Annotated in this window: 21 protein-coding genes; 16 read left to right on the top strand and 5 right to left on the bottom strand. The window is 55.5% G+C overall.

The genetic code is table 11. From position 1 onward, the window contains the following. From GNG26_RS12630 to GNG26_RS12610, 5 genes are all read left to right on the top strand, one after another. Positions 1 to 1,059: a Gfo/Idh/MocA family protein gene (locus GNG26_RS12630; protein ID WP_156239020.1), complete on the top strand. Its 1,059-nt coding sequence runs from the start codon at positions 1 to 3 to the stop codon at positions 1,057 to 1,059. Then, the gene (locus GNG26_RS12625) at positions 1,053 to 3,329 is read left to right on the top strand and encodes a glycoside hydrolase family 65 protein (RefSeq protein WP_156239019.1); all 2,277 of its coding nucleotides are present in this window, start codon (positions 1,053 to 1,055) and stop codon (positions 3,327 to 3,329) included. Before GNG26_RS12630 ends, GNG26_RS12625 begins: the two co-directional genes overlap by 7 nt. Beyond that, entirely contained in the window at positions 3,322 to 3,996 is a 675-nt protein-coding gene (pgmB, locus tag GNG26_RS12620) for a beta-phosphoglucomutase (protein WP_370463859.1), read from the top strand. The genes GNG26_RS12625 and pgmB overlap by 8 nt, the downstream gene beginning before the upstream one ends. A 2-nt stretch (positions 3,997 to 3,998) precedes the next feature. Further along, positions 3,999 to 5,081, top strand: a complete 1,083-nt coding sequence (locus tag GNG26_RS12615) for an ABC transporter ATP-binding protein (RefSeq protein WP_103822217.1) — start codon at positions 3,999 to 4,001, stop codon at positions 5,079 to 5,081. A gap of 67 nt (positions 5,082 to 5,148) precedes the next feature. Further along, positions 5,149 to 6,063 (top strand): OmpG family monomeric porin, encoded by a 915-nt coding sequence (locus GNG26_RS12610; protein WP_156240189.1) that lies wholly within the window; start codon positions 5,149 to 5,151, stop codon positions 6,061 to 6,063. A 33-nt stretch (positions 6,064 to 6,096) separates the two neighbouring features. Here the strand turns inward: GNG26_RS12610 and GNG26_RS12605 are convergent, their stop codons facing one another. Next, complete coding sequence (locus tag GNG26_RS12605; RefSeq protein WP_156239017.1) at positions 6,097 to 7,107, bottom strand: LacI family DNA-binding transcriptional regulator; 1,011 nt, start codon at positions 7,105 to 7,107, stop codon at positions 6,097 to 6,099. 155 nt (positions 7,108 to 7,262) lie between these two features. Between GNG26_RS12605 and GNG26_RS12600 the strand changes: the two genes are divergently transcribed. The 3 genes from GNG26_RS12600 (at position 7,263) to tyrR (ending at position 11,376) form a co-directional block, all read left to right on the top strand. Beyond that, on the top strand, positions 7,263 to 8,660 hold the full coding sequence (locus GNG26_RS12600) for a YcjX family protein (protein ID WP_156239016.1): 1,398 nt from the start codon (positions 7,263 to 7,265) through the stop codon (positions 8,658 to 8,660). Continuing rightward, on the top strand, positions 8,657 to 9,706 hold the full coding sequence (locus tag GNG26_RS12595) for a YcjF family protein (RefSeq protein WP_156239015.1): 1,050 nt from the start codon (positions 8,657 to 8,659) through the stop codon (positions 9,704 to 9,706). The genes GNG26_RS12600 and GNG26_RS12595 overlap by 4 nt, the downstream gene beginning before the upstream one ends. Positions 9,707 to 9,834: 128 nt before the next feature. After that, positions 9,835 to 11,376, top strand: coding sequence for a transcriptional regulator TyrR (tyrR, locus tag GNG26_RS12590; protein ID WP_156239014.1), 1,542 nt, complete (start codon positions 9,835 to 9,837; stop codon positions 11,374 to 11,376). A 53-nt stretch (positions 11,377 to 11,429) separates the two neighbouring features. On the opposite strand, the gene GNG26_RS22530 is transcribed toward tyrR, so the two are convergent. Together GNG26_RS22530 and GNG26_RS22525 are read right to left on the bottom strand one after the other, a co-directional pair. Further along, entirely contained in the window at positions 11,430 to 11,942 is a 513-nt protein-coding gene (locus GNG26_RS22530) for a hypothetical protein (protein WP_197080096.1), read from the bottom strand. Positions 11,943 to 11,945: 3 nt separating this feature from the next. Beyond that, positions 11,946 to 14,168: a nucleoside hydrolase-like domain-containing protein gene (locus tag GNG26_RS22525; RefSeq protein WP_197080095.1), complete on the bottom strand. Its 2,223-nt coding sequence runs from the start codon at positions 14,166 to 14,168 to the stop codon at positions 11,946 to 11,948. 212 nt (positions 14,169 to 14,380) lie between these two features. Between GNG26_RS22525 and GNG26_RS12575 the strand changes: the two genes are divergently transcribed. Beyond that, complete coding sequence (locus tag GNG26_RS12575) at positions 14,381 to 15,586, top strand: DNA-binding transcriptional regulator (RefSeq protein WP_197080094.1); 1,206 nt, start codon at positions 14,381 to 14,383, stop codon at positions 15,584 to 15,586. A 39-nt stretch (positions 15,587 to 15,625) separates the two neighbouring features. Here GNG26_RS12575 and tpx read toward each other — a convergent pair whose 3' ends face one another. Beyond that, on the bottom strand, positions 15,626 to 16,132 hold the full coding sequence (gene tpx / locus GNG26_RS12570; RefSeq protein WP_103179860.1) for a thiol peroxidase: 507 nt from the start codon (positions 16,130 to 16,132) through the stop codon (positions 15,626 to 15,628). 105 nt (positions 16,133 to 16,237) lie between these two features. On the opposite strand from tpx, the gene ycjG reads away from it, so the two are divergent. Further along, positions 16,238 to 17,203 (top strand): L-Ala-D/L-Glu epimerase, encoded by a 966-nt coding sequence (ycjG, locus tag GNG26_RS12565; protein WP_156239013.1) that lies wholly within the window; start codon positions 16,238 to 16,240, stop codon positions 17,201 to 17,203. On the opposite strand, the gene mpaA is transcribed toward ycjG, so the two are convergent. Continuing rightward, positions 17,194 to 17,907 carry a murein tripeptide amidase MpaA gene (gene mpaA / locus GNG26_RS12560; RefSeq protein WP_114386680.1) on the bottom strand — a complete coding sequence of 238 codons (714 nt, stop codon included), beginning with the start codon at positions 17,905 to 17,907 and terminating at the stop codon, positions 17,194 to 17,196. The genes ycjG and mpaA overlap by 10 nt on opposite strands. Before the next feature lie 183 nt (positions 17,908 to 18,090). Between mpaA and GNG26_RS12555 the strand changes: the two genes are divergently transcribed. The 6 genes from GNG26_RS12555 (at position 18,091) to GNG26_RS12530 (ending at position 26,002) form a co-directional block, all read left to right on the top strand. Then, complete coding sequence (locus tag GNG26_RS12555; RefSeq protein ID WP_114314756.1) at positions 18,091 to 19,707, top strand: ABC transporter substrate-binding protein; 1,617 nt, start codon at positions 18,091 to 18,093, stop codon at positions 19,705 to 19,707. Positions 19,708 to 20,173: 466 nt separating this feature from the next. Next, on the top strand, positions 20,174 to 20,665 hold the full coding sequence (gene tssB / locus GNG26_RS12550; RefSeq protein WP_156239012.1) for a type VI secretion system contractile sheath small subunit: 492 nt from the start codon (positions 20,174 to 20,176) through the stop codon (positions 20,663 to 20,665). Positions 20,666 to 20,707: 42 nt separating this feature from the next. Beyond that, positions 20,708 to 22,243, top strand: a complete 1,536-nt coding sequence (gene tssC / locus GNG26_RS12545; protein ID WP_114317077.1) for a type VI secretion system contractile sheath large subunit — start codon at positions 20,708 to 20,710, stop codon at positions 22,241 to 22,243. 17 nt (positions 22,244 to 22,260) lie between these two features. Beyond that, positions 22,261 to 23,601 carry a type VI secretion system baseplate subunit TssK gene (tssK, locus tag GNG26_RS12540; protein ID WP_156239011.1) on the top strand — a complete coding sequence of 447 codons (1,341 nt, stop codon included), beginning with the start codon at positions 22,261 to 22,263 and terminating at the stop codon, positions 23,599 to 23,601. Further along, on the top strand, positions 23,598 to 24,290 hold the full coding sequence (tssL, locus tag GNG26_RS12535) for a type VI secretion system protein TssL, short form (RefSeq protein WP_156239010.1): 693 nt from the start codon (positions 23,598 to 23,600) through the stop codon (positions 24,288 to 24,290). Before tssK ends, tssL begins: the two co-directional genes overlap by 4 nt. Continuing rightward, positions 24,287 to 26,002: an OmpA family protein gene (locus tag GNG26_RS12530; protein ID WP_156239009.1), complete on the top strand. Its 1,716-nt coding sequence runs from the start codon at positions 24,287 to 24,289 to the stop codon at positions 26,000 to 26,002. The genes tssL and GNG26_RS12530 overlap by 4 nt, the downstream gene beginning before the upstream one ends. The last annotated feature ends 5 nt before the right edge of the window (positions 26,003 to 26,007 follow it).

The following is a 26,007-nucleotide window of genomic DNA, read 5'->3' as shown; positions in this document are numbered from 1 at the left end:
GTGATGAGTGCCTCAACACCTTCGCCGCTGCGCGTCGCCATCATCGGCGCCGGGCAGGTGGCGGACAAAGTGCACGCCTCCTATTACGCCACGCGCAGTGATGTTCAGATGGTGGCTGTCATGGACAGCCGCCTCGAACAAGCGCAGGCATTTGCACAACGCCATGCGATTCCTTCGGCGTGGCAGGATGTCCACGATATGCTGCGGGCGGTAAAAGCGGATGTGGTGAGCGTCTGTTCACCGAATCGTTTCCATGTTGACCATGTCCTTGCGGCGCTGGCGGCAGGGTGTCATGTGATGTGCGAAAAACCTCCCGCCATGACGCCGCAACAGGCCGATCAGATGCGCATTGCTGCCCGCAGGACGGGAAAAGTGCTGGCGTATGATTTTCACCATCGTTTTGCACGTGATACGCAACTGCTGCGTGAGGCCGTGCTGAAAGGGACATTTGGCGAAATTTACTTCACGACAGCGCAGGCGCTGCGCCGCTGCGGCGTGCCCGGATGGGGGGTGTTTACCAACAAATCGCTCCAGGGCGGTGGACCGCTGATCGATATCGGCATCCATATGCTTGATGCCGCGATGTATGTTCTGGGTTTCCCGGCCGTAAAACGGGTAACGGCGCACAGCTTTCAAAAGCTGGGAAACCGTAAAAACTGCGGCCAGTTCGGGGAGTGGGATCCTGCTCAATTTACCGTCGAAGATGCCCTGTTTGGCACGATCGAGTTCTGTAATGGCGGGGTGCTGCGCCTGGATACCTCCTTCGTGCTCAATATCCGCGAGCAATCCATCATGAATGTGTCGTTCTGCGGTGAAAAGGCAGGCGCCACGCTGTTCCCGGCGCATATCTACAACGACGAGGGCGGCATTTTACGCACCATCACGCAGCGAGAAGAGGCTGACGACCAGCGGCATTTACGCAGCATGGAAGCCTTTGTGCGCCACGTGATGGGGGAGCCAGTGATGATCGCCGATGCCGAACAAGGGTGGGTGATCCAGCAATTAGTCGCCGCGCTGTATGAAGCGGCGGAAAAAGGGGAAAGCGTGACGTTATGCTGAACCTCTCTGTATTAACCGATCCGGCATTTTGCCCCCACAGTCTGAATAAATATGGCTCGATTATGGCCTGCGGTAACGGCTATATGGGCATTCGCGCCGCGCACGAAGAAGATTACACCCAACAGACCCGGGGGATGTATTTGGCTGGCCTCTATCACCGGGCCGGACCTAACGAAACCAGCGAGCTGGTTAATCTCCCGGATATCACTGGCATTGATATCGAGCTCGACGGCGAGAATTTTTCCCTGCTGTCAGGAGAGATCCTGAGCTGGCAGCGCGAACTGCTCTTTTCTAACGGGGAGTTGCGTCGCAGCGTGCTCTGGCGCTCCCCTGAAGGGAAGCGCTACCGTCTGGAGAGCCGTCGTTTTGTATCGCTGGATGCGTTGCCGCTGGTGGCGATGCAGCTTTCCATCACGCCGCTGGACGCGTCTTCGCAGATGGTTTTGAAAACGGGCATTGATGCGACCCAGACCAACAGCGGCAGACAGCATCTGGATGAAATTTCTGTCAGAGTTTTCGACCCGCACTATCTGCAGGGGATGTATGAGACCCAGGATCGCGCTGCGGATGTGGCGATCTCTGCATGCTGCCGCCTCTCGATGGAGAGCGACAGCTGCTTTACGGCCAAAAATCGCCGCATCATGGTTCACCATGCGCTGACGGTTTCGAAAGAGGAAACCGTCACTCTGGAGAAGCTGGTGTGGGTGACTCACCGCAGGGACAGAGCCCTCTCAAGGGAGACCTTTGCCCGTCGTTCCCTGGCCGAACTCGAGGCCTGCGCAGCAAGTGGTTACGCCGCTTTGCTGGCGCGTTCCGCCCGCGCCTGGGAGCACATCTGGCGTGACTGTCGGGTGGAGGTCTCTTCTACGGAAGAGCAGGATCAGATGGCGCTGGATTATGCCGTCTGGCATCTCACCGCCATGACGCCCGCCCATGATGAGCGAAGCAGTATTGCGGCCAAGGGGCTTACCGGGGAGGGCTATAAAGGGCATGTCTTCTGGGATACCGAAATATTCATGCTGCCTTTCCATCTCTTTACCCGTCCGCAGATAGCCCGCACGCTTCTGCGTTATCGTTGGCTGAACCTGCCGGGAGCACGAGAAAAGGCACGCCGTAACGGCTGGCCCGGCGCGCTATTCCCGTGGGAGAGCGCGGCAAGCGGGCAGGAAGAGACGCCGGAGTTCGCGGCGATCAACATTCGCACCGGCGTACGCCAGAAGGTGGCTTCTGCACTGGCGGAGCACCACATCGTGGCGGATATCGCCTGGGCTGTCGTTGCTTACTGGCAGGCAACGCACGATGACGCCTTTATGCGTAATGAAGGGCTGACGCTGCTGATGGAAACGGCATCGTTCTGGATGGGGCGCGCCACGGAAGCCAACGGACGACTGGAAATCCATGATGTGATTGGCCCGGATGAATATACCGAGCACGTCAATAACAACGCCTATACCAACTATCTGGCCTGGCATAATGTCGCCAGCGCACGCCAGTTTATGTTGATGTTCGGGCGGGAAGATGCGCGCTTTACCGAAAACGCCACACGTTTCCTGGCACGTTTATGGCTACCGGAAGCGAACGCCGAAGGGGTGTTGCCTCAGGATGATACCTTCATGGCGAAACCGGCAATCGATCTGAGTCGCTATAAAGCGAAAGCGGGCAAACAGACCATCCTGCTGGATTACTCCCGCGCAGAAGTAAACGAGATGCAGATCCTTAAGCAGGCGGATGTGGTCATGCTCAACTACCTGCTGCCGGAACGGTTTACGCATCAGCAATGTTCCGCCAATCTGGCCTTTTACGAGCCTCGCACCATTCATGACTCGTCGCTCAGTAAAGCCATTCACGGGATTGTTTTTGCGCGTTGCGGCGATACAGAACGGGCATACACCTTCTGGCGTGATGGTATTGCCATCGACCTTGGCGACGATCCTCACAGCAGTGATGAGGGGATCCATGCTGCCGCGACGGGCGCTATCTGGTCCGGGGTTATCCAGGGATTTGCCGGTCTACAGGTGATAGACGGTGAATTTCATCTGGCGCCAAAACTGCCCGCCCACTGGCGTAAGCTCACGTTCCCGCTGCGCTGGCGGAACGCGCAGATGAACGTCACCTGCGAGCATGATCGCTTAACAATTGAAACCTCTGCTCCCGTCACCCTGACCCTGTGGGGGAGAATATTAAATGTTTCGGGGCGGCAGGTATGGTCTTACACAGATTTTGTTGCGTCTGTGTCTGGGAGCGCTACCACGGAGGGGAGTGATGCTTAAAGCCATAATTTTCGACCTTGATGGCGTCATCACCGATACCGCGCATCTTCATTTTCTGGCCTGGCGTGCGGTGGCGCAGGAGGTTGGCATCACCATCGATGAATCCTTCAATGAAGAGTTGAAAGGGATAAGCCGCATGGACTCCCTGCTGCGGATCCTGCGCCACGGTGGCAAAGAGCAGACGTTTGACCATCAGCAGCGCCTGGCGCTGGCGAGTAAAAAAAACGACCTCTACGTCCAGTCTCTGGCCTCGCTGACGCATGAATCCCTGCTTCCGGGTATCCGCGAGGTGCTGGAGGACATCCGTGCGGCGGACGTCAGGATTGGGCTGGCATCCGTATCACTTAATGCGCCAGGCATTTTGCACGCTCTGGGGATAGAGCAGGCGTTTGATTTTTGCGCTGATGCTTCCCGCATTACCTGTTCCAAACCGCATCCGGAGATCTTCCTTGCGGCCTGCGCTGGCCTGAAGGTTCACCCTAAGGAGGCCATTGGCATTGAAGATGCGGCCGCAGGTGTCGAAGCCATCAACGCAGCGGGGATGTTGTCGGTGGGGATTGGGCCTGGCCTTGATCGTGCGGGACTACAACTTCATTCAACGCGGGAGCTGACCTGGAAATGCCTGACCGATTTCTGGGCCTCCCGGACGGTACTGATAAGGAACTAACAATGGCGCAACTGTCTCTGAAACACATTCAGAAAATCTATGATAACCACGTTCATGTGGTGAAAGATTTCAATCTCGAAATAGAGGACAAAGAGTTTATTGTTTTTGTGGGGCCTTCCGGGTGCGGTAAATCGACGACGCTGCGCATGATTGCCGGGCTGGAGGAGATCAGTGCCGGTGAACTGGTGATAGACGGTGTCTGCATGAATGATGTGCCGGCTAAATCCCGGGATATCGCCATGGTGTTCCAGAACTATGCGCTCTATCCGCATATGACGGTCTACGACAACATGGCCTTTGGGCTGAAGATGCAAAAAATTGCGCCAGCGGTCATCGAAGAGCGCGTTAACTGGGCGGCGCAAATTCTGGGTCTGCGAGACTACCTCAAGCGCAAACCTGGCGCCTTATCCGGCGGACAGCGCCAGCGCGTGGCGTTAGGCAGAGCGATTGTGCGGGAAGCAGGTGTATTCCTCATGGATGAACCTCTCTCAAACCTCGACGCCAAACTTCGCGTGCAGATGCGCGCTGAAATCAGCAAGCTGCATCAGAAGCTCAACACCACCATGATCTACGTGACGCACGATCAGACCGAAGCCATGACCATGGCGACCCGGATTGTGATCCTCAAAGACGGCATCATTCAGCAGGTGGGGGCACCAAAACAGGTCTATAACGAACCGGCCAATATGTTTGTCGCGGGATTTATCGGCTCGCCAGCGATGAATTTTATTCGCGGCGCGATAGACGACCGCTACTTTGTCACCGAAACGCTGCGTCTTGAGATCCCCCAAGACCAGCTCGCGGTGCTTAATTCCAGGGGTTACCAGCGTAAAGCCGTGGTATTCGGGATCCGGCCGGAAGATATTATTACTCCGCAGGGCGAGGAGGAAAACATCGCTGCGAAAGTCAGCGTCGCGGAGCTGACAGGCGCCGAATTTATGCTCTACGCCAGCGTTGGGGGGCATGAGCTGGTGGTTCGAGCCGGGGCGGCAAATGACTATGCGGCAGGAGACAATATCGGCATCCGCTTCGATATGAATAAGTGCCATTTCTTCGACGCGGAAACTGAAGTGGCCATCCGATAATAAGAGCGTTCGCCGGGAATAGACATTCCCGGTTTTTTTGTTTGTAACTTATATAGGGAATATTTTAATGAGTACTCTACTAAAAAGTGCTGCGCTTGTTCTGTGCGCAGGGGTCAGCTGCGTACAGGCAACGGAAACCGCACAACACTGGGATTTTAATATTGGGGCAATGTATGAAATTGAAAACGTCGAAGGCCAGGGCGACGATAAAGATGGATTATATGAACCCTCGGTGTGGTTTAATGCTACCTGGGACGCCTGGACCCTCTCACTGGCTATGTATCAGGAGGGGCCGGTTGATTACAGCAGCATGACCCGGGGAACCTATTTCGATCGTCCAGAATTTGAATTACGCTATCGCTTTATTGGTACTGATGATTTCACGTTCGGACTCACCGGCGGCTTCCGTAATTATGGATATCATTTTAAAGATGAACATGGCGCCAAAGACGGAAGCGCAAATATGCAGCGCTATAAAATTCAACCGGACTGGGATCTTAAATTAACCGATGACTGGCGTTTTAGCGGCTGGTTTGCCATGTATCAATTTGCCAACGATCTTGAAAAAACCGGTTATGCTGACAGCCGTGTCGAAACGGAAACCGGCTTTACCTGGATCCTCAACGAAACGATCTCTGCAAAAATTAACTACTATTTAGAGCGCGGTTTTAATATGGATGGTTCGCGTAATAATGGCGAATTTTCTACGCAGGAAATACGTGCTTATTTGCCGATTTCTTTAGGCAGTACCACGCTGACACCTTATACCCGCCTGGGTCTTGATCGCTGGTCAAACTGGGACTGGCAGGACGATCCTGAGCGTGAAGGTCACGATTTTAACCGCCTGGGGCTTCTCTATGCCTATGATTTCAATAATGGTTTGTCCATGACGCTGGAATATGCTTATGAATGGGAAAACCATGACGAAGGTGAGAACGACCGCTTCCACTACGCGGGCGTAGGGGTAAATTACGCCTTCTGATGAGTGGTACACCAGGGGTTAACGCCCCTGGTTTTAACGAAGCGCATTCGCTCGGGTTAAATGAGTATCAACCAGCACCTTATGCGGGGCGGGCTTACCCGCGATGCGCCTGAACAGAAGATCGCAGCTCTCTTCACCCAGTTTACGCGTCGGGATATCGAATCCATCAGGCGCAGGGGTCAAAATGAGAGACAACATTGGGTCGCTGTAACCTGCTACCGCAACCTGTTCAGGGATCGTGATGTTTAACACATCCGCTGCGCGATAGAGACTAAGTAACTTCATGCTGTCGGTGGCAAATACCGCATCCGGCGGGGTGGCGCAGGACAATAATTGAATGGCCGCTGCGATCGCACTCTCATGGGTATAACCGCCGTCGATGATCCACTCCGGGTTAATGGCGATCTGATATTTTTCCAGGCTGGCTTTATATCCCGCAAGTCGGTCGATAGAGACGTGATAATCAAGTGGCGCATGCAGGCAGGCAATATTACGCCGACCTTTTTTAATAAAGGTCTCTGTTAATATGGCGCTGTCATGATAGTTATCGGTGTCGACAGAGTAAATGTTCTCGAAATCGCCCTCTACTTTCCCAATGACCACAACCGGAATACCGTAAGTATCCAGTCTGGAGAAAAAGGATTCATTTGCCGGCGAGCTCAGCATGATGACGCCTTTAATCATTTTCTGTTTTATTTTGTTTTCACATTTCAGCAGATCGTCTTCACTGCTTTTTGATGTTTGCAAAATAACGTCAAAACCTTCCTGCTCCGCTTTTGCCGTAATGGCATGCAGTACATCAGAGAAAAAAGGATTACCGGCAGTGGTTTTGGTTGAACGGGTGGAAATAACCATAATGGCATCGAAGCCAGAAGAGGTGAGGGCGCGGGCAAGTTTATTGGGTTGATAATTTAATTCTGCAATCGCCTTGAGCACCTTTTCGCGCGCTTCGGGCGAAATATTTGTTTGCTTATTCAGAACCCTGGACACGGTTGATTTCGAAACGCCAGCAACTCGCGCAATATCATAAATGGTGGGTGACATACACCTTACTCGCTCCTGAAAGACAGCAATTTGGCTCATCTTACTGGAGAGAAAACGGCAATAGCAATAATTATGAATTGATAATCAACGATCTGCCCCCATTTACTGTATTCTGAAGCAAGCTAATTCAGCGGACCACGCAATGAAGGACGGCGATGAAGCGACTTAAAAATGAACTTAATTCTCTGGTGAATCGTGGGGTTGACCGTCATCTGCGCCTGGCAGTCACCGGACTGAGCCGCAGCGGCAAAACCGCCTTTATTACGGCGATGGTGAATCAACTCCTTAACCTGCATGCCGGGGCGCGCTTGCCGCTGTTGAGCGCGGTGCGCGAAGAGCGCCTGCTTGGCGTAAAGCGCGTTCCTCAGCGTGATTTTGGTATTCCTCGCTTCACCTACGACGAAGGGCTGGCCCAGCTTTACGGCACGCCGCCAACCTGGCCAACGCCCACCCGCGGGGTGAGTGAAATCCGCCTGGCGTTACGGTACCGCTCCAACGACTCGCTGCTTCGTCACTTTAAAGAGACCTCCACCCTCTATCTGGAGATTGTCGACTATCCCGGCGAATGGCTGCTCGACCTGCCGATGCTGACCCAGGACTATCTCAGCTGGTCGCGGCAGATGACCGGCCTGTTACAGGGGCCCCGCGCGGCGTGGTCCGCCCGCTGGCGCTCCCTGTGTGAGGGGCTGGATCCACTGGCACCCGCCGATGAAAACCGGCTGGCGGCCATTTCAGAAGCCTGGACCGATTATCTGCATCAATGTAAGAAAGAGGGTCTGCACTTTATCCAGCCGGGTCGCTTTGTGCTGCCGGGAGATATGGCGGGTGCCCCGGCGCTGCAATTTTTCCCGTGGCCGGACGTGGAGGCTTTTGGTGAATCGAAGCTTGCCCAGGCGGACAAACATACCAACGCCGGGATGTTGCGCGAGCGTTTCAACTACTACTGCGAAAAAGTGGTGAAGGGGTTTTACACCAACCACTTTTTACGCTTCGACCGCCAGATTGTGCTGGTGGATTGCCTCCAGCCGCTCAACAGCGGCCCTCAGGCTTTCAACGACATGCGCCTCGCGCTCACCCAACTGATGCAGAGCTTCCACTACGGGCAGCGCACGCTGTTCCGGCGTCTCTTCTCCCCGGTGATCGACAAACTGCTGTTTGCCGCCACCAAGGCGGATCACGTGACGGTGGATCAGCATGCCAATATGGTGTCGCTCCTCCAGCAGCTGGTGCAGGATGCCTGGCAGAACGCCGCCTTTGAGGGGATTAGCATGGACTGCCTGGGGCTGGCCTCGGTACAGGCTACCCAGAGCGGCCTGATTGACGTTAATGGCGATAAGATCCCGGCGCTGCGCGGCCACCGTCTGAGCGATGGCGCCCCGCTGACGGTCTACCCTGGCGAGGTTCCCGCCCGGCTGCCGGGCCAGGCATTCTGGCAAAAGCAGGGGTTTCAGTTTGAAGCCTTCCGCCCGCAGACGATGAATGTAGACCAGCCGCTGCCGCATATTCGCCTGGACGCCGCGCTGGAGTTTTTAATCGGAGATAAATTGCGATGACCGAACCCTTAAAACCGCGAATGGATTTTACCGGCACTCTGGAAGAGGAGGATCGCGAGGCCTTCAAAGCGGCACAAACGTTTGATGACGCTCAGGCCGGAAACTTCGCGCCGGTGATGACCGATATGCTCCCCGCCGAAGAAGGACAAGCCGAAGCCGTCGTCGAGGCCGCTTTGCGATCTAAACGTAGCCTGTGGCGCAAAATGGTCAGCGCGGGCCTGATGCTGGCGGGCGCTGCGGTAGTAGGGCAAGGCGTGCAGTGGGCAATCAACGCCTGGCAAACCCAGGACTGGGTGGCGCTGGGGGGATGCGCGGCAGGTGCGCTTATCGTTGGCGCGGGCGTGGGCTCTGTTGCCACCGAATGGCGCCGTTTATGGCGACTGCGCCAGCGTGCTCACGAGCGTGATGAAGCCCGGGATCTGCTGCACAGCCACGGCACCGGTAACGGACGGGCGTTTTGTGAAAAACTGGCGAAACAGGCCGGGCTCGATCAATCTCATCCGGCGCTGCAGCGCTGGTACGCCGCCATTCACGAAACCCAAAACGATCGCGAAGTAGTGTCGCTGTATGCCCACCTCGTTCAGCCGGTGCTGGACAGTCAGGCCCGGCGGGAGATCAGCCGCTCGGCAGCCGAATCAACGCTGATGATTGCCGTCAGCCCGCTGGCGCTGGTTGATATGGCTTTTATAGCCTGGCGAAACCTGCGACTGATTAACCGCATCGCCACCCTGTACGGCATTGAACTGGGCTATTACAGCCGCTTGCGCCTGTTCCGCCTGGTGCTGCTGAACATGGCTTTCGCCGGGGCCAGTGAGCTGGTTCGCGAGGTGGGGATGGACTGGATGTCGCAGGATCTGGCCGCTCGCCTTTCGGCCCGTGCGGCGCAGGGGATTGGTGCAGGATTGCTCACCGCGCGACTGGGGATCAAAGCGATGGAATTGTGCCGTCCACTGCCGTGGACAGCGGATGATAAACCCCGGCTGGGGGATTTCCGTCGGGAATTAATCGGCCAGTTGAAAGATACCCTCAATAAAAAACCGCAGTAAGCTCGCTTCCTCGCACAAAATTCCGTCACTATGGTCACAGGCTGTCAATATTTGTTGACAGCCATCTTCCCGATTGCAGATATCTGGCTTATCATTTCAGAGTTAATGGCTTATAGAGTGATTTTCCCATGCGTCTGGAAGTGTTTTGTAAGGACCGTCTCGGCCTGACTCGCGAGCTGCTCGATCTCCTTGTTTTGCGGAGTATTGACCTGCGCGGAATTGAGATTGACCCAATCGGGAAGATTTACCTGAATTTTGCTGAAATTGCTTTCGAAACATTCAGCAGCTTAATGGCTGAAATCCGCCGTATCGCTGGCGTTACGGATGTGCGTACCGTGCCGTGGATGCCCTCCGAGCGCGAGCACCTGGCCCTTAGCGCGCTGCTGGAAGCGATGCCCGAACCCTTTTTATCCCTGGATCTGAAAGGCAAAATCGATCGGGCTAATCAGGCGAGCTGCCAGCTGTTTGCGCTGGAGCCGGAGAAACTGAGTAACCACAACGCCACCCAGCTGATCCCCGGCTTCAATTTCCAGCGCTGGCTGGAGAGCAATCCGCGCTCGACCCACAGCGAGCATGTGATTATTAACGGGCAAAACTTCCTGATGGAGCTCACCCCGGTCTATCTGCAGGGCGACAACGACGACAGAACCCTGACCGGTTCAGTGATCATGCTGCGCTCAACGGTCCGTATGGGGCGTCAACTGCAAAACCTGTCGAGCCAGGATACGGGAGCCTTCAGCCAGATTATTGCCGTCAGCCCGAAAATGCGTCACGTGGTGGAGCAAGCGCGTAAGCTGGCGAACCTTGCCGCGCCGCTGCTGATCACCGGCGACACCGGCACCGGCAAAGATCTGCTGGCCCATGCGGTGCACCAGGCGGGGCCGCGGGCGAGCAAACCTTATCTGGCCCTCAACTGCGCCTCTATTCCGGAAGATGCCGTCGAAAGCGAACTGTTCGGCCACGCGCCGGAAGGCAAAAAAGGCTTCTTTGAGCAGGCCAACGGCGGCTCGGTGCTGCTGGATGAGATTGGCGAAATGTCGCCGCGGATGCAGGCCAAACTGCTGCGTTTCCTCAATGATGGCACCTTCCGCCGGGTGGGGGAAGATCATGAGGTGCATGTGGATGTGCGCGTTATCTGCGCCACCCAAAAGAATCTGGTGGAGCTGGTGCAGAAGGGGATGTTCCGGGAAGATCTCTATTATCGCCTGAACGTTCTGACCCTCAATATTCCGCCGCTGCGCGATTGCCCCCAGGACATCATGCCGTTGACCGAGCTGTTTGTGGCGCGCTTTGCCGATGAGCAGGGTATCCCAAGACCGAAGTTCTCAGCCGATCTCAACAATGTCCTTACCCGTTACGGCTGGCCGGGGAATATTCGTCAGCTGAAAAATGCGATCTATCGTGCCCTGACCCAGCTTGAAGGCTATGAGCTGCGGCCGCAGGATATCTTATTGCCGGACTACGACGCCGGAACGGTGGCGGTAGGGGAAGAGGCGATGGAAGGATCGCTGGATGACATTACCAGCCGCTTTGAACGCTCGGTGCTGACACAGCTGTATCGTAACTATCCCAGCACCCGCAAGCTGGCGAAACGGCTGGGTGTGTCTCATACTGCCATCGCCAACAAGCTGCGCGAGTATGGTCTGAGCCAGAAGAAAGGTGACGAGTAGCGCCTGTCATTACATAAGTGAAGCGGCAGGCATCAGGCCCGCCGCTTGAGGGGTTATGGCACCACGTTGACAATCACGCGCTTGTAGCGGGTTAAGCGCGGCGTGCCATGATCGGTCACGGCCAGAATGATATGCATCGTACCTGTTCCAGGTGGCATCACCCGGGCATCGGTGACATCGAACCAGGCCTTTGGCTGGTCAGCGTTTTTAATGTCTAACATGACCCCGGTGGCCGCATTTGATAATACGCGCGTTCCCGCCTCTGCATAGACAAACCATTCATAGGAGAGGGCATCACCGTCGGGATCGGTGGAGCCCATTGCGCTGAGCTCCACCCGCTGCCCTTTTTTCACCGTCAGGGTGGCAGGGTGATCGAGTTTTGGTACCGGTGGATGATTGGCCTCACTGTAGGGCTTGATGGTCCAGTCCATTCGGGCGGCAAAGTCATTTTGATAAGCCTCACGCCAGCGCCAGATTGTCGCATGGTTAGTGGTGTGCCAGCGATTATCAAAGCCCAGCACTTCATCCTGCGCATTGGTCCAAATCGGGCGCGTCTCCTGAGCCATAAATCAACGTTCTTTATGCGGCGTATAGAGCTCGTAACGACCGCCCCAGCCACCCCAGTCAGGATGTTCAGGATCGGACAAACCATTATGAATCAGATTCAAAAATGATGGCGTGTCCCCCTCCATCATAAACTTCCAGCGCGGGTACTCCGCCCCTAAGGGGCCTTTGCTGCGTACATTTTTATCCAGCCATTCGTTGGTTACCAGCTGATAATCCGCCCCGGCGAAACGGCCATGGAAATAGTCACCGCCGATGCCGATCCAGGTGGCGTGGTGAAAACCGCCCCCGGCGTTTTGCCCCGGGGAGACGATGTAAAACAGCGACGGGAACATTTTACGGATCCAGGGACCGCTGTCGTCCTGATCGGAGATGGCGTAGACGCGAAGTCTGGAAACAAACTTTTCAAGCTCTTCAGGCGTACGGGTATGACGTACTTTCCATAGCGCCTGCGCAAGGACATTCGGGCCACCCCAGACCGTCACCCATAGTGGCCGATCGTCCTGGCGATCTACGGCCTTAATGAGCAGTTCCGATCCTGTCGAGTCTTTGCCTTCACCCACTGCGGCCATATTGTGGACTGGCAAGCCCTGAGCCACGACCTTAAGCAGATCGTCCGCAAGCGGAAAACTGGGCTCATGTTTTTCCAGGTTGTCGCGGACTAATCCGTAACCTTTGATGATATCGATGATGCGTTGTGGTTCTACCTGGTCTTTATTTTTGCCGGTAGAGGTGGCGACAAGGCCTTCAATATTCACCTGGTTAGCGTAGGTCATCAGGCGCACCATTGACATCTGGTCATCGGGATCGTCACCGATATCGGTTAACACGAACAGACGTTGTTTGCTCTCTTTTACATCAGGTGTTGATGGCTTCAGCCGTTCGATACGAGACGCAAAGTCAGCCAGATAGGTCGCACGCCACTGATTGATGGTTTTGATACCCTGCTGCGGGCCAAAAGGCGGCACATCCTCGCTTAACGCGGGATCAGGATTGTCGGTCCACCAGTTTGGATAGCGGCCAGAGGGCTGCGTGGCCCGTAAAGCCGCAGGGGACGCTGAGGTAAAGCTGCCGCCAACCGGGTCTTGCAGACCGGCCCAGTTAGATTCAATGGTGTACTTCCACGTCTGGGATGCTTTCGGGACGAAACGGAAGTGCCACGTCCCGTCAGCGGCTGCGAAGCCCGGGAAACGATCGCTCTTGTTCCCGGAGGCTGGCACGACCAGATATGCGGTGGTCCCCGCCGGCGCCTGCCCTTTGGGATGAACGATCAGCTCAACCAGGCCATAGGTTTCCACCACGTCGGAGGCGGTTGGCCTGCCTTTGAAGGTGTACAGGGGGCGATCCCATGCCCGCACAAACCGTCCACCGCCTTTGCTTTCTTGTTGAGGATCGTCGGGATTGGGCCCAAGGATATAAGCCACCGACGGCGTATCACCCATCTTTAATTGACCCTCTCCGTAGGAATTAAAGAAATCGCCCAGCGCGCCGTGGCCTTTTAAATGCGTAGCCACAAAGGTCGCGCCGTCGAGACCGTTGGTTTGATCGCCTCCCGTGAACCAGCCCCGATAGGTGGAGTTGTTTTCAATGATGTGCAGGTCCGGATGATGGCGAACAATATAATTGTATGCGGATGTCGACCACTTCTTGTTCGGGCCACCGATATAGTAGACGCGGATTTTTTGCTTGATGGTTGGGTCGTCGTGAAGCGCCTGCGCCAGGTCGTCAATCCCTCCCCAGATCAGGATCCACAGCGGCCGGGGATCGGGACGTTTTGCCGCTTCAATGATCAGTTTTGAGGCATCAGTGGGCTGACTAAAGCCTTCGGGCGGCGCGGAATCCATCCCGCCTTGTCGGGTAATGGAGCGCAGGTAATCCGGGGTCGGGTAATCACTGGACCAGCTTTTCAGATTCGGATAATCCTGTTCATACCGCTCGATAGTCTTCAGAATTTCCGTCGCACGGTTTCGTTCAGGCCCCCACGGCGAGGAGAGTAGGCCTTCGAGCTGCATCGCATCTGCGTACAGCAGCAGGTGGACCAGCGACTGGTAATCGTCAAAATCGGTCCCGCCGATGTCCGTTGAGACAATCACCCGCGGTTTAGCGGCCACAATGTTATTTTCCGGGCTGACTGCTGCGCGGACCTGGTTGAACGATACATGCGTGACAACCAGTAAGAGCAACGTCAGCGACAGGAAAAGAGGTTTTCCGTTTATTTGCAATTTCATAGCAGAGACATTTCCTCCAGAGGTTTTTTATTTTTTTGCACTTCAGGAACGGAAAACAGCCTGGCATAACTCTGCTGCAAAATCGGTTTATGATTTTTCTAAATGGTAAAATTACTCTTTAATAACAATAAATTAATGGCAGTAATATCTTTACAGCCATCGTTCGGCTTATGATAGGGTGATATTTCCTCTCTATATTCAGGGATCACGATATGGCGTCGCGAAAGCATGACATGTTTCGGGTGGCACTGATGCTGAAGGCCAAAGGGCGCTATGGCAGGAGCATCATTGAAGGAATATGCGAGTACATGAAATCGACCCGCATCCACTGGGATTTCCTGCTGGAAGAGGATTTCCGCTCATCCCCGGCCAGCCTGCTCGAATGGAAAGGGGATGGCGTCATTGCGGATTTCGATGATCCTCTGTTGACATCGCTACTGACGAAGGTAGAGATGCCGGTGGTGGGAATTGGCGGCTCCTGGCAGTTGAGCAGCCCAACGATCCGCTCTCTTCCTTACGTGGCGTCGGATAACGTTGAGCTGGTGAGGCTGGCGTATCAACATCTCATCGACATGGGCCTTCCGCGCTTTGCCTGTTACTCCATTGAGCCGACAATTATGAATCCCTGGGCGGTAGAACGGGCAAACGCCTTTCGCCAGTTTGTAGAGGCGGACGGGCATCAGGCCGAGATCTTTGAAGGCATTCCGACACACGCTTTGGTGTGGCAAAACATCCTTGAGGATCTGGCCCGGTGGTTGGGTACGCTTACTAAGCCTGTTGGTATCATCGCAGTAACGGATTCACGCGCCAGACAAGTGCTGCAGGCGTGTTCCATTGCGGGTTATGCCGTGCCGGAAGAGATCGCTATTATCGGCATAGATGATGATCCGTTGTTGCGCAGCCTCAGTCGCATCGCAATCAGTTCGGTTGCGCAGGGTACTCATCAGATGGGACGCACCGCCGCGGAGATGCTGCACCGGCAGCTGACGGGTACACCGCTGCGTGAAAAACATGTCATGGTCGGGCCTGAAGGCGTGAATGCCCAGGCGTCTACCCGACACAGCGTTATAATGAATACCTATATTTTGCGCGCCCGCTACTTCATCCGTCAGTTCGGAACCCAGGGGATCAAGGCCGCCCAGGTTGCAGAGCACGTAGGCTGTTCCCGCGCGACCCTGGACATGCACTTTATGCGTACCCTCGGAAAGACGTTGCACGACGAATTACTGAGCTTCAGACTCGAGCGCTCAAAAAATTTGTTACGGGAGACGCAACTGAGTTATGCCGATGTGGCTATGCAGAGCGGATTTACGTCACTTCAGTATATGTATTCTGTCTATCGTCGGGAGATGGGGTGTACGCCGGTAGAGTATCGAAAGGAAGGTGACGAGGTATATGAGAACTTGTCAAATGAATGACATGAGCCGATGCTGTACAGGCTCATGTCATTTTTGCCGTTACGCCTTCAGCGATTCCAGCGCGGCAGCATAGTCTGGTTCGGTGGTGATTTCATTCACCAGGTGGCTGAATACGACGGTGTCATTTTCGTCGATCACCACAACTGCACGTGCAGCCAGGCCTTTCAGTGCGCCTTCAGAGATGCCCACGCCATACTGCTCCAGGAATTCCGGGTTGCGCAGGGTAGACAGAGTGATAACGTTGCTCAGACCTTCAGCACCGCAGAAACGGGACTGAGCGAACGGCAGGTCGGCAGAGATGCACAGCACAACGGTGTTGTCCACTTCGGTCGCCAGCTGGTTGAATTTACGTACAGACGCGGCGCACACGCCGGTATCAATGCTTGGGAAAATGTTCAGCACTTTACGCTTGCCGGCAAACTGGCTCAGCACGACGTCAGACAGATCTTTTGCCACGAGCGTAAACGCCTGCGCTTTGCTGCCTTTCTGAGGAATGGATCCTGCAACAGAAACCGGGTTGCCCTGGAAATGAACGAGTTGTGACATAGTTATCTTCCTGTTTACATATAGTTAACGTCGCCGTTAGTGTATGTCATCAGCCGATAGCACAGCAAACCCTATTTGCGCGAAGCCGCTATACAGGAGTGAGTGATGAGAACCCTCAAGGTTTACGAAGAAGCCTGGCCACTGCATACGCCGTTTGTAATCTCCCGGGGAACCCGGAGCGAGGCGTGTGTAGTGGTGGTTGAGATAGAGGAAGAGGGTGTCAAAGGGGTGGGGGAGTGCACGCCTTATCCCCGGTATGGCGAAAGCATCGCCTCGGTAATGGCGCAGATCATGGCGCTGGCGCCTGAACTGGAGCGCGGCCTTACCCGGGAAGCGCTACAGACGTTATTGCCTGCCGGTGCCGCACGCAACGCGGTGGACAGCGCCCTGTGGGATTTAGCCGCCCGTCAACAGGGGATCTCTCTGGCGGCGCTGGCGGGCGTGACGCTGCCGCAGACGCTGGTCACCGCGCAAACGGTGGTCATCGGTGAGCCCGCGCAGATGGCCGCCAGTGCCAAAGCGCTCTATGACGCCGGGGCGCGCCTGCTGAAGGTGAAGCTGGACGATCGTCTGATCAGCGAGCGGATGGTTGCCATTCGCGGGGCCGTGCCGCAGGCGACGCTTATCGTCGACGCCAACGAATCCTGGCGCAGCGAAGGACTGGCTGCCCGCTGCCAGCTGCTGGCGGATCTGGATGTCGCCATGCTTGAACAACCTTTGCCCGCGGGTGAGGACGCCGCACTGGCGAACTTTATTCATCCGCTGCCCATCTGCGCCGATGAGAGCTGCCACACCCGGGAGAGCCTGGCGGATCTGCAAGGGCGTTACGATATGGTCAATATTAAGCTGGATAAAACCGGCGGCATCACCGAAGCGCTCTCCCTTGCCGCCGAGGCGCGTCAACGTGGTTTTTCACTGATGCTCGGCTGTATGCTCTGCACCTCGCGAGCGATCGGTGCCGCACTGCCGCTGGCGAATGAGGTGAAGTTTGCCGATCTCGATGGCCCTACCTGGCTTGCCGTGGATGTCTCTCCGGCGCTGCAATACAGCACCGGCGTGGTTCATCTCTGAGGTTCCCAGCGCAACAGATCGGTCATCGCCTTCAGGTATTTCTCGCTGGCCTCATCGGAGGAGATCGGTGGGAATTCAGCGGTGATGCAGTGCAGGCTCAAATCGGCACACCAGCTGCCGAATGAGCCTGGCGTCTCATAGCCGACGCTGGTGACCAGCGGCAGTGAAAAGGCATCTGCCAGCCAGCGCCCAAGTGCCGTGTGGGCGGGATCTTCAATGCAGGCCAGCGGATCGTGAAAGGAGACAACCCAGGCCGGATGCAGTTTGTGGATCAGATGACACAGTGCCTGGGTTTCCGGCTCTGAACCGGGCTTGTCCCCCGTCAGCAACACCACGTCCCGATCTTCGGCTGAGCTGTTCCAGCGGTAGACCGTCTCGCCTTCCCGCCAGTTGGCCGCCGGGAAGTTACGGTTTAAATCCACGCCACGGGCATTGGCGCGTAATCCCAACTGGCAGCCGTCCGGGTTAACGGTTAATACCACATGGTGGCGGCGCAGCGCCGGGGACAGGGTACGCAGGGCGCATGAGAGGGTCACAATCGAAGAATTTTCATCTCCGTGGGTTCCGGCAATGATCAGGCCGCTGTTGCGATCGGCCTGCGGGGCAGGGAACCAGATTAAGGGGGCGCCGAGGTATGAGCGGCCATAATGTTCGGTCCCGGGCGGGAAAGCGCCACGTTCCGTTCTTGGGCGGGTAAGTGACATAGACGTTCCTGAATCAGATTGTATTACTGGCAGTGTTGTGCAAAAAACACGGTTAATCAATTAGTTTCACACAGGGGATAAAACCGGCAGAAATCAACTTTCCAACGGAAGTTGTTTGCATTTCACTGTTCTGAAACAAATAATTACCCATCTGCTCGTACCCATCATTTCAAAGGGGATCTCATGAAGCATCCGGTTTCGTTGATCTGTTCTGCTTTATTATTGTGTGGCCTCTCTTCTTACGCCTTCGCGGCGGATGTTCCCCCCGGGACAACCCTGGCATCCAAACAGGAGCTGGTGCGTCATATCAAAGATGAACCTGCCTCGCTTGATCCCGCTAAAGCGGTTGGCCTGCCTGAAATTCAGGTGATCCGCGATCTGTTCGAGGGGCTCGTGAATCAAAACGAAAAGGGCGAACTGGTGCCAGGCGTAGCGACCCGCTGGCAGAGTAATGATAACCGCGTCTGGACTTTCACCCTGCGCGAGAACGCGCAATGGTCTGACGGCACCCCCGTCACTGCCCAGGATTTTGTCTACAGCTGGCAGCGACTGGTGGATCCCAAAACGACCTCGCCTTTCGCCTGGTTTGCGGCCCTGGCCGGAATCGTTAACGCGCAGGCGATCATCGACGGCAAGGCCACGCCGGATAAGTTGGGCGTAACGGCAGTGGATAACCGAACCCTGCGCGTGCAGCTCGATAAACCCCTGCCGTGGTTTGCCAATCTGACGGCGAGCTTCGCCTTCTATCCGGTACAAAAAGCGAATGTGGAGAGCAGCCCGGAGTGGACCCGTCCTGGGGCACTGGTGGGTAACGGGGCGTATATCCTGAAAGACCGGGTGGTCAACGAGAAGCTGGTGGTTGAGCGCAACAGCCATTACTGGGATAACGACAAAACCGTTCTGCAGAAAGTGACCTTTATCCCGATCAACCAGGAGTCGTCTGCCACCAAGCGCTATCTGGCGAACGATATCGACATCACCGAGTCATTCCCGAAAAATCTTTATCAGAAACTGATGAAGGACATTCCGGGGCAGGTCTATACTCCGCCGCAGCTGGGTACTTATTATTACGCCTTTAACACCCAGAAAGGCCCGACGGCGGATGCCCGGGTGCGTCTGGCGCTGAGCATGACCATCGATCGGCGGATCATGGCTGAAAAAGTACTGGGTACCGGCGAAAAACCCGCATGGCACTTCACGCCGGACGTGACCGCAGGGTTTACCCCTGAGCCATCGCCGTTTGAGCAGATGAGCCAGGAAGAGATGAACGCGCAGGCCAAAACGCTGTTGCAGGCGGCTGGCTACAATGCGCAGAAACCGCTGAAGCTGACGCTGCTGTATAACACCTCAGAGAACCACCAGAAGATTGCTATCGCGGTGGCGTCGATGTGGAAAAAGAACCTGGGAGTGGATGTGAAGCTGCAGAACCAGGAGTGGAAAACCTATATCGACAGCCGAAACACCGGTAATTTCGACGTGATCCGCGCCTCGTGGGTAGGTGACTACAATGAGCCGTCAACCTTCCTCTCCCTGCTGACCTCAACGCATACTGGCAACATCTCGCGTTTCAACGATCCGGCGTATGACAAGGTGATTAACCAGGCATCCCTGGAGACCACCGAGCAGGCCCGCAATGCGGATTACAATACCGCAGAAAAAATCATTGCGGAAAAAGCCCCGATTGCGCCGATCTACCAGTACACCAACGGGCGGTTAATCAAGCCCTGGGTGAAAGGCTATCCGATTAACAACCCGGAAGATGTGGCGTACAGCCGCACGATGTATATCGTGAAGCACTAAGCGTTAACGTACGATAGTGTTCTCTCAGTAAATGGCGCGACATCTGGCGCCATTTTTTTGCCCGCAATTTCATATTCTGCCTGCCTCTGTCTCAGTTTTATTCATTATGGTTATTTCTGATATTGATGGATATTTAAAGCCATATAGAAATGTCTGCCTGCTATTCTTATAAAACGGCGGGATTCATAATTCTCGTTGATTTGCTAAAAAAGAATAATGGAATATAAATATAATATACAATCCTCTTAGGGGATGGTTTTTATTTATTGGCTGGCGGCAAGTGTTGTTTTTAATATACCGTGGTCAGATAATGGTACTTGCAATTAGCGGTACCTGAAATTCTGTAGATAAACGCTAATTTTGGAGTAATAGTTAGTTGATCCATTGTAATTATTTGTTCTACTATCGCACTCGCGAATAAACATGATTTAACTCGACAACTATTCCTTAAGGAAAAGGGACCGCTATGGCTGATTCTTTCCAGAATGAAGTGCCGAAGGCACGAATAAATTTAAAATTGGCTCTCCACACCGGTGGCGCGCAGAAGAAAGTTGAATTACCCCTTAAGATTCTGACGGTTGGGGATTTCAGTAACGGTAAAGAAACCCGTGTGTTATCTGAACGTGAAAAAATTAACGTCAATAAAAACAACTTTGACAGCGTACTTTCGGAATTTAACCCGGAGATTAATCTCTCCGTACAAAATACGCTCACTGGCGACGGTGAAGAAGAAAATATCCGCCTGCAGTTTTCCTGCATGAAAGACTTCGAACCTGAACAGGTCGCCCGTCAGATCCCTCAACTCCGCGCTATGCTGGCCATGCGTAATTTATTACGCGATCTCAAATCCAATCTGCTGGATAACGCCACTTTCAGAAAAGAGCTCGAGAAAATTCTTAAGGATCCGGCGCTGACTCAGGAATTACGTAACGAAATGAGTGCGCTTGCCCCGAAATAATGTGTGGATGTCTCTTTTAATGGATTAACCGGGAATATGCTGATGTCTTTAAATACTGAAAATGGCTCTGCTCAGGGGCAAACTACTGTACTGGAAAAAGAGGGTGTGTATGCCTCTCTGTTTGAAAAAATCAATCTGACTCCGGCTTCCAGCCTGGGCGATATTAATGCGTTTCTGGATGATGCCGCGCTGGCTGATGCGTCAGCAGGTGAACGTCTGACTGCGGCGATGCAGGTGTTTATGGACTGCATCCGCCGTTCCGGACAACAGGTGGAAAAGCTCGACAAAACGCTGATTGACCACCATATCGCTGAACTCGATTTTCAGATCAGCCGCCAGCTCGATGCGGTGATGCACCATAAAGAGTTCCAGAAAGTGGAATCTCTGTGGCGTGGCCTGAAACAGCTGGTGGATAACACAGACTATCGCCAGAATGTGAAAACCGAAATTCTGGATGTTTCAAAAGACGCTCTGCGCCAGGACTTTGAAGACGCGCCGGAGCTCATTCAGAGCGGGCTTTACTGGCACACCTATACCGCCGAATACGACACCCCGGGCGGTGAACCGATTGGCTCGGTGATATCGGCTTATGAGTTTGACGCCAGCCCGCAGGACGTGGCGCTGTTACGCAACATCTCCAAAGTGTCTGCCGCGGCGCATATGCCGTTTATCGGCTCCGTCGGTCCGAAGTTCTTCCTCAAAGAGTCGATGGAAGAGGTTGCCGCGATCAAAGATATCGGCAACTACTTCGACCGCGCCGAGTACATCAAGTGGAAATCGTTCCGCGACACCGACGATGCCCGCTATATCGGCCTGGTAATGCCGCGGGTGCTGGGGCGTCTGCCGTATGGTCCGGACACCGTGCCGGTGCGTAGCTTCAACTACGTTGAGCAGGTGAAAGGCCCGGATCACGAGAAATACCTGTGGACCAGCGCGTCATTCTCCTTCGCCTCCAATATGGTGAAGAGCTTTATCAACAACGGCTGGTGCGTACAGATCCGTGGCCCGCAGGCGGGCGGAGCGGTGAAAGATCTGCCGATCCACCTGTACGATCTCGGCACCGGCAACCAGGTGAAGATCCCGTCTGAGGTGATGATCCCGGAGACCCGCGAATTTGAGTTTGCGAATCTCGGTTTCATCCCACTGTCGTACTACAAAAACCGCGACTACGCCTGCTTCTTCTCGGCGAACTCCACCCAGAAACCGGCCCTGTACGACACCGCCGATGCGACTGCCAACAGCCGCATCAACGCACGACTGCCCTATATCTTCCTGTTGTCACGCATTGCTCACTACCTGAAGCTGATTCAGCGCGAAAACATCGGTACGACGAAAGATCGCCGTCTGCTTGAGCTGGAACTCAACACCTGGGTACGCGGTCTGGTAACCGAAATGACCGATCCGGGCGACGAGCTGCAGGCATCGCATCCTCTGCGCGACGCGAAGGTAGTGGTGGAAGACATCGAGGACAACCCGGGTTTCTTCCGCGTGCGGCTGTACGCCGTGCCACACTTCCAGGTGGAAGGCATGGACGTGAATCTGTCGCTGGTGAGCCAGATGCCGAAAGCGAAAGCATAAGCTAAGGCAGGAAGCCAATGAAAACGGAACAACCGTTATGGGGCAGAGGCCAGATGGTCTCTCCCCAGCACTTCCAGCAACAGGCCGCGTATGCGGCTTGGTCGGCGGAATGCATTGCCCGGCTGGGACTTTCCTGTCCGTGGGGAGTGATTAATGCCACTTTCGAACCGGATGCACTGAAACTGGGCCGCCTGCAGGCCCGTCATCTGCACATCCGTTTTCCCGATGGGACACTCATCGACACGGATAATGCTGACGACTTGCCACCGGTGCTGGCGCTTGAAAGTGAATCACAGGATGTGGTGGTGGTACTGGCGCTTCCGCTGCTGAGGGCTAATGGCGGCAATTGCCTTAAACCCGATGAGGTGGCCGAGCGCCCTGTTCGCTATCGCCAGCGCTGGCGAGATATCCGCAATGCTTTTGGGGAGGACACCCGACAGATTGCGGTGATGCGGCCAGAACTTACGTTGCGTTTCGCCCATCAGAACAACAGCGATTACTTGACTTGTCCGGTTGCCCGCCTGCTGTTGGATTCGCAGGGGAGTTGGATACACGATGAGACGTATCTTCCGCCACTGCTGGCTCTGCAGGGCAGCCGTTGGCTGGTGACCCAGCTGGAGCAGCTGCTGACGCAATTGCGTGCCCGTCTGAGTCGTCTGATGGCCATGCGTCGGGAAAGTAATGAGCGCATGGCAGATTTTGCCGTGGCCGATGTGTCCTTATTCTGGTTGCTCAATGCCCTGAACAGCGCTGAGCCCGTACTGGGACAATTTCACCGCCACCCGCAAAGTCCGCCTGAGCGTCTCTATCCGGAACTGGCACGTCTGGCAGGCAGCCTGCTGACCTTCTCGCTCGAGCATCAGGTGAGTGCGATCCCGGTCTGGCAACATGATCAACTGAATAGCGTATTTCCACCGCTATTTGATCTACTGGGCGACTTGCTGGAAGCCAGCCTGCCGTCACGAGTGGTGGCGATTGAGCTTGAGCATGATGCCCGGCTTCACTTCTGGCAGGCTCGTCTGCACGACCCGCGTCTGCGCGAAGGAGCAGATTACTACCTCTCAGTGCGTTCACCGATGTCGGTGGCACAGCTGCAGGAGCAACTCCCACGCCAGTGCAAGGTTGGCAGTCCCGAACATGTCAGAAGTATCGTCAATTCATCGCGGATAGGTGTACCTCTGACGCCGCTGCGCCATGTACCAGCAGCTATCCCGCTGCGTCTGGAAAACCAGTATTTCAGTCTTGATATCTCTCATCCCCTGGCCACCGAGATGCTCCAGGGCGGCATCTGTATGTTTTACGTTCCGGGAATGCTCGGCGAGCCTGAACTTGAACTCTTTGCGGTACTGAGAACATGAGTGAGCGTAAACGCGGCGCAGCCGCGTCCATTGATATTGATGCCCTGCTGCAGGACACCTGGCTGCAGGTGATCAGCCTGCGTCACGGTCCGACATTCCAGGATGGAGAAGGGCGTATGCTGTGGGAGCGCTGCATTGCTGATGTCGGACGTGTGCAATATGAGCTCAAAGAGAGCGGGCTTGATGAGACGAGTTGTCAGCATATTCTCACCGCACAGTGTGCCCTGCTTGATGAAGCGGTTAAAGGTCGCGGTGTGGAGGATGATGCTTGCGTGCAGTGGTATGACATCCCCCTGCAGGGGTATTTCCTTGGCACCATGGACGCTGGCGACACGCTGTGCAATCGAATGCGCGATGTGCTGCGTGAACCGGCTCCTGACCACGCTGTCGTAACCTGCTTCCATCGGGTCATGTTGCTGGGATTCCTTGGTAGTTATCGTTCACTGAATGATCCCGAGCGCCAGAAACTCATCAACGCACTCAATGAACGCGTCACGCCGTTCAGCTATCCACAAAACCACCCCGTACTGGCGGAAAGCCATACCGGACGGGGAATCATGGGCGGTTGGCTGGCGTCATGGCCCGTACGTATTAGCCTGAGCGTGATGGTGATCGCTGCGCTCTGGTGGGGGCTCGATCGCTGGCTGGATCACATGCTGCTGACCCTGTTGCCGGGGGCCGTGAAATGAGTCCTGCACAACAGCGCGGGCTTGCGTTGTGGGCCGCCCTGCTGAGTGCAGCGGTCTGCCTGAGTTTTCTGCCGGTATCCCGACAGCTTTCTGTACTCATTCTGCTGGCGATACTGGGGCTAATCATGGCGTTCTGGATCGTTGCTGGCCGTCGTCTGGAACACAACATCACTCAGTGCCATCTGGATGACCTCCCGGAAGCGACCTATCGCCAACCTGTGGTACTGGTTTGTGGTGATCTGGCGCTGGCCTGGCCGCATCCGTCACCGGTACTCACTGTCACGCAGGGATGCTGGATCCGTGTGGAGGATCATCAGGATCTTGCGCAGGCCGTCCGTCAGATACTGTGGTTGCGTCCTGACTGGGGACGTCAGTTGTCGGTGATGGTCAGTGTCTGCCCACAGAAACACGCTGACAGCGAGTGGCTTACCAGCCAGCTACTAGCGCTACGTTGGCAAATCAGCCAGTTGCGTAAAGAAACTGGACATTCTGTGCCGTTGATTCTGAACGGTCAGATTGGCAGCGCTATGACGAACGACATGCTATGGCAAGCGGCTATCCCGGGTGAGGGAATGAGGGTATGGCGTGAGTCTTCAGCACCGGGTTCCATCGCTACGTGGGTCACTACCGGCGGAACGCCTGCGATGCAACAGCAGGTGTTAATGAACAGCCTGATGAACTGGTCCCATCAGCACGTCCAGGCCGTCTTTATGGATGAGAACCCCGATATGCCAGTTATCGCACCTGCCGCGATGCTGTGGGGAATGGGCCCGATCCTTGCCGGAAGTCTTGCCACATCGGCCTGGACGGTGTGGCTTTCCCGCCACACTGCGATGCAGCAGGTGGCTGGCTGGCAGCCGGTGGGAACTGACAGTACGGTTATTTCCCCGTTCCCTGATTTTATCCTGCCTCTGCTGCCGGAAGGAAGAGGACTCACACCCCGGGTCCGCACCTGGCGCTGTGTCCTTGGTCTTTTCACCCTGGCGGCCATTGCTGCGCTGCTCAGCAGTGGCTGGAACAATCGCCAGCTGCTGCATCGTGTGAGCTTCGATATTGTCCGTTACGACAGCATCTCCATGGATAACCACGGTCCGAAAGCCAGCGCCGTTGCGGTCCTCCGGGAGGATGCGGCGATGCTGGATGACCTGGCACGTAATGGCGTACCGGCCCGGCTGGGCTTGGGTCTTTATCAGGGGGAACGTCTGAGAATACCAGTGCTGGAAGCGATCCGTTCGTATGTGCCACCGCCTCCGCCGCCCAAACCACAGCCGACCCTCAAACCGGTACCGAAAATTGTGAGGCTCGACAGCATGTCGCTGTTCGACACCGGCAAATGGGCGCTGAAACCCGGCTCTACCAGGCTACTGGTGAACTCGCTGGTCGGTATTAAGGCGAAGCCCGGCTGGCTGATCGTGGTGGCGGGCCATACCGACAGCGTGGGCGATGAAAAATCCAATCAGGCGCTTTCAATGAAACGCGCCGAATCTGTTCGCGACTGGATGCGCGACACCGGCGACGTGCCGGAGAGCTGTTTTGCGGTGCAGGGCTACGGCGAAAGCCGACCCGTCGCCACCAACGACACTACGGAAGGCCGCGCGCTTAACCGCCGTGTCGAAATCAGTCTGGTGCCGCAGGCGAATGCCTGTCAGTTACCGGGCAATACCCCCGCGTCATCTCAGGATGATGACGTATCAAAAAATGAAATGGAGTAATTAAC

Source organism: Leclercia sp. J807, assembly GCF_009734465.1.
GTDB lineage: Bacteria > Pseudomonadota > Gammaproteobacteria > Enterobacterales > Enterobacteriaceae > Enterobacter.
Note: the sequence above shows the minus strand (reverse complement) of the source record. Positions and strands in the feature narration are given on the sequence as shown.

Coding starts and splice junctions, on each gene's coding strand:
- GNG26_RS12625 (WP_156239019.1), top strand. CDS start 1,053: ATGCTGAACCTCTCTGTATTAACCGATCCGGCATTTTGCCCCCACAGT.
- pgmB (WP_370463859.1), top strand. CDS start 3,322: ATGCTTAAAGCCATAATTTTCGACCTTGATGGCGTCATCACCGATACC.
- GNG26_RS12615 (WP_103822217.1), top strand. CDS start 3,999: ATGGCGCAACTGTCTCTGAAACACATTCAGAAAATCTATGATAACCAC.
- GNG26_RS12610 (WP_156240189.1), top strand. CDS start 5,149: ATGAGTACTCTACTAAAAAGTGCTGCGCTTGTTCTGTGCGCAGGGGTC.
- GNG26_RS12605 (WP_156239017.1), bottom strand. CDS start 7,107: ATGTCACCCACCATTTATGATATTGCGCGAGTTGCTGGCGTTTCGAAA.
- GNG26_RS12600 (WP_156239016.1), top strand. CDS start 7,263: ATGAAGCGACTTAAAAATGAACTTAATTCTCTGGTGAATCGTGGGGTT.
- GNG26_RS12595 (WP_156239015.1), top strand. CDS start 8,657: ATGACCGAACCCTTAAAACCGCGAATGGATTTTACCGGCACTCTGGAA.
- tyrR (WP_156239014.1), top strand. CDS start 9,835: ATGCGTCTGGAAGTGTTTTGTAAGGACCGTCTCGGCCTGACTCGCGAG.
- GNG26_RS22530 (WP_197080096.1), bottom strand. CDS start 11,942: ATGGCTCAGGAGACGCGCCCGATTTGGACCAATGCGCAGGATGAAGTG.
- GNG26_RS22525 (WP_197080095.1), bottom strand. CDS start 14,168: ATGAAATTGCAAATAAACGGAAAACCTCTTTTCCTGTCGCTGACGTTG.
- GNG26_RS12575 (WP_197080094.1), top strand. CDS start 14,381: ATGGCGTCGCGAAAGCATGACATGTTTCGGGTGGCACTGATGCTGAAG.
- tpx (WP_103179860.1), bottom strand. CDS start 16,132: ATGTCACAACTCGTTCATTTCCAGGGCAACCCGGTTTCTGTTGCAGGA.
- ycjG (WP_156239013.1), top strand. CDS start 16,238: ATGAGAACCCTCAAGGTTTACGAAGAAGCCTGGCCACTGCATACGCCG.
- mpaA (WP_114386680.1), bottom strand. CDS start 17,907: ATGTCACTTACCCGCCCAAGAACGGAACGTGGCGCTTTCCCGCCCGGG.
- GNG26_RS12555 (WP_114314756.1), top strand. CDS start 18,091: ATGAAGCATCCGGTTTCGTTGATCTGTTCTGCTTTATTATTGTGTGGC.
- tssB (WP_156239012.1), top strand. CDS start 20,174: ATGGCTGATTCTTTCCAGAATGAAGTGCCGAAGGCACGAATAAATTTA.
- tssC (WP_114317077.1), top strand. CDS start 20,708: ATGTCTTTAAATACTGAAAATGGCTCTGCTCAGGGGCAAACTACTGTA.
- tssK (WP_156239011.1), top strand. CDS start 22,261: ATGAAAACGGAACAACCGTTATGGGGCAGAGGCCAGATGGTCTCTCCC.
- tssL (WP_156239010.1), top strand. CDS start 23,598: ATGAGTGAGCGTAAACGCGGCGCAGCCGCGTCCATTGATATTGATGCC.
- GNG26_RS12530 (WP_156239009.1), top strand. CDS start 24,287: ATGAGTCCTGCACAACAGCGCGGGCTTGCGTTGTGGGCCGCCCTGCTG.